This is a genomic window from Armatimonadota bacterium (genome assembly GCA_020354555.1).
Lineage (GTDB): Bacteria > Armatimonadota > Hebobacteria.
The window spans coordinates 1,483,295-1,486,615 of the sequence record CP070648.1; the positions used below are offsets into that span (position 1 = coordinate 1,483,295).

The following is a 3,321-nucleotide window of genomic DNA, read 5'->3' on the forward strand; positions in this document are numbered from 1 at the left end:
CGCGCACGTAACGCTCGTTCGCCCATACCACGAAGTCTATCCAGTCCGGCGCCGGGGAGCAGCCGTAGAGCGGGGCCTTGTACGCGATGACATCCGCGGAACCGGGGTCTGCCGCGCCGTTCGCCCACTCCTCGCCGTAGAACGACCACTCCGGCGCCTGTGCCGAGATGCCGTTGAGGATGGAGTAAGGCACCACGGCGATGCCCTTCGCGTGGTAGTCCGCAACGAGCGCGCCGTACTTCTCGGGGTCGGTCGCCTGCGGATACCCGTAGTATCGTATGACATCCGCCGTCGGCCATAGGATGTGCGCGTTGGCGTTGACCCCCGGCGTCAGCCGCCACTTGCGCCATCCGCTGATATCCCTAACCGGCGTCGCCTGCAAGCCGCAGGTGAACCGCCACGGCTCGGTCAGCGTGCGCGGCGTCTCCCAGAATGACCACACGGCATCTACGGACGTCGGCGTGCGTTCGATCCGGAAACCGTCGCCGCGGTCTACGCGATCCCACGCCTCGTCGGACTCGCAGAACCCCGCCAGCCCGCGCTCCTCGTCACCGAGCCACCAGTACATCGCCCAGTTCGCCTTGAGGAACGCCCCTTGCTCGGGCGGCACAGCGCCGCGGGCGGTGTTGTACGGCGTCATGACGGTATGATAGAGCGTGGCATGCGCGGGGTCGAGAGGCACCCGTAGCTCCATGGAATCAGCAACGGCGCCCGGCGCGGGTGTGAGCGTCAGATCGTAACGCAGCATTCCATCAAACTCGGCGGCGCAGGTCCATTCCAGGGTGCCCAAATCGCATTTCGCCGAGCCCGCGAACCGCGCGACCATAGGGGTGGCCTCAACCAGCCGCCGCTCCCGCGCTTGCCACCGTACCGGCTTGCCTCCCGCTGTCAGGCGCATACGCACCGGCGCGCCCAGCAGCTCCGCACCGGCCGATTCGATGCGGCTCGGCAGCCCCAGGGAACCGAGTTCGTAGCGGCGCCCCCAGCATGTGATGGACGTCGGAAGCTGCGGCAGCGATTTCGTGGTGAGCGGCGTCCACGGAGGCGGGGGCGCATCCGGGATGCCGATCTTGTTGCCGCGCCAGACGGGAGGGCCGGGGGCGGTCAGCGTTTGCGACGCTGCCCCGATTTCCGCGCCATCACGGCCCCGCATCGTGACCTTCACCCGGTACTCGCCGGGGGCAAGTTCGGTGAACGGGATGACGGCTTCACCGGTTTCATAACTGAGCATGCGCACCGGTGCGGGCTTCGTGCCCGCGGGAGGTTCCAGGCGCGCGACACCGCCAGCGGCCTGTGCGCCGCCGCGCGGATTGACTTCGACTTCCACCCGAATTTCGCGCTGCGACGCTCGCGGCCGCGCCATCATCTGCACTCGCGGCCCCAGCCCCGCCGGAACGTCCTCGCCGGGCGGGCGATCCGCCGCATGCTCGTAGGCCCATGCGACTTCCTCCGCGACCAACGCCCGGTCGTAGATGTACAGTTCATCCACCAGCGACCGCGCGTCGCGCTTGAAGTGCCACGGCCGGTCGCCGACGAGAAAACGCCCGGACAGGCCCTGGGGGATCTGCGGCCGCGGCAATCGGGTGGATGCCTCGCCGTCGAGGTAGAAGGAGATCTCGCGCGGGCTCCACGTCGCGGCGAGGTGATGCCACTCACCGGGTTGCAGCGGGCTGAAGTTCTGCCCGGCGGTGCTCCACGTCTCGCGCATCTCACTGATGAGAAACAACCCGACGCCCGGCGAGTGAAACTTGTATATCAGAAGCCAGCCCGGGTCGGATGCCTCGAAGAAGACGTGGAACTTCTCGTCCGTGCCATCCCAGTCCTGCGGGCAGATCCAGAACTCGATGCTCCCGCGCTCGGGATGCACGTTGCCCTCGACGGCATAGCTGACGTAGCCCGCGTTCTCGCCTGACAGCAACGCCTGGCCGCGTTTGCCCGGCGCGAATTGCGGCCCGCCCTCCTCTCCTCGGGCTGTGGCGTCTCCCACAGCGACGGCGTCGGCCGTTCCCTCGAACCCCGCGTAGAACAGCACGCCGCCGCGGTCGGCGGCGGCGCATGGGCTGACAAGCAGCAGCAAGGCGACGAATACCCACGGCCTCATCGTATCACACACTCCATGTCGTGCTTGCCTTTCCGCGCCTTCGGTGGGTTCCGCGCGACAGACAGCAGTCGAGTGATAGCGCGGTTCACGGCGCGCGGAAAACGAGCATGCCCTCCTCGTTGCGCAGCTCCAGCGCCGGCCCGGCGGAATCCACTATCAAGCTTGCCTGTGGCGTTCCTTTCGGGCTGCACAGGTCCAGGCGAGGCCCCGTTACCGGCACACGAAGCGTTGCGCGCACCACGCCGTTCTGGTCGCTCAGGGCGAGGGTGGACGCGCCGTCTTTGTCCACCCACAGCCCACCGCGTACCTTGCCGGTCTCGTCCAACACCAAGATCCGCTCCGCCTCGACTGATTTGAAGTACTCCAGTCCGGGCACCGCAGCCAATGCAATCAGTCCGGTCAGGAGCGCCACCATAACCAGGCCACCGAGCCGCAGGTGCCGGTTTTGACGTTCCAGGCGTGCCGCGCGCTGGGCGAGCACTTCCACCGATGCTTCGTTCATGTCTGATTCCTCCGCGCCCCAGAAAGCCGCCGTTCTGGATGTTGTCGCCTCGTCTGCCGCCCGAGAGTCGGCCCATCGCTACCGCGGCGGGGCAGAATAGGACAGTTCCTGTTCCTTATCTGTCAACTCGAGCCGGGCGTCGGAGCCGGGCCACGCGCGCAGGGCGGCTCGCCGCTGATTCCGGCGGTCGTGGAGCACAAAGTGCGGCAAGCAGCGTCGTTGCGCCAACTCGAGCGTCGCCAGCGGCTCACCCGCGTCACACAGGCTGAGTTGAACCGGGATGCCTTCGTCCTCTGCGACCGCTTTCTCTGCACCCATGTGGCCCAGAATCGCGCGGGCGCCACCGGGATTGCCCCCAATATCCACCGCGTAGGTCCGGGCGACAATCTGCTTCCCGCGGTAAGTCGGCTTCGCCTGGTTGCTCCCGAGGAAGAGCACCCCGCCGGTCACCGCCACGATCAAGAGAAGGCCGGTCGCGAGCCGCCGGTTCTCATGCTCCAGCCGCGCGAACCGCTCGGTCAAACCTTGCAATGTGGACTCGTCCATCAGGTCTCCCCTCCGCCCATAGTTTCCCGCGGCGTGCTCCCCGACCGCCCCCGCGTGAGCCCTCATGTCTCAGTCGCCATCCAGCACCGTGTACGCGAACGACTCCACGATGATAGGCCTCGCGCCGCGCACCGGCGCCTTCAGGCGCACCGCCCCGCCCGCGCGCACGGGC

The 3,321-nt window shown here is 67.5% G+C and carries 3 protein-coding genes; all 3 read right to left on the reverse strand.

Features of this window, described 5'->3' with window-relative positions; all coding sequences use genetic code 11:
* The coding region (locus tag JSV65_05995) for a LamG domain-containing protein (GenBank protein UCH35903.1) at nt 1–2,101 on the reverse strand (2,101 nt) is incomplete at its 3' end.
* An 85-nt stretch (nt 2,102–2,186) separates the two neighbouring features.
* Entirely contained in the window at nt 2,187–2,603 is a 417-nt protein-coding gene (locus JSV65_06000) for a hypothetical protein (GenBank protein UCH35904.1), read from the reverse strand.
* 78 nt (nt 2,604–2,681) lie between these two features.
* On the reverse strand, nt 2,682–3,149 hold the full coding sequence (locus JSV65_06005; protein ID UCH35905.1) for a hypothetical protein: 468 nt from the start codon (nt 3,147–3,149) through the stop codon (nt 2,682–2,684).
* Nucleotides 3,150–3,321 lie beyond the last annotated feature (172 nt).

Excerpts from the sequence above, each read along its gene's own strand:
- JSV65_06000 (UCH35904.1), bottom strand. The coding sequence starts at position 2,603 with ATGAACGAAGCATCGGTGGAAGTGCTCGCCCAGCGCGCGGCACGCCTG.
- JSV65_06005 (UCH35905.1), bottom strand. The coding sequence starts at position 3,149 with ATGGACGAGTCCACATTGCAAGGTTTGACCGAGCGGTTCGCGCGGCTG.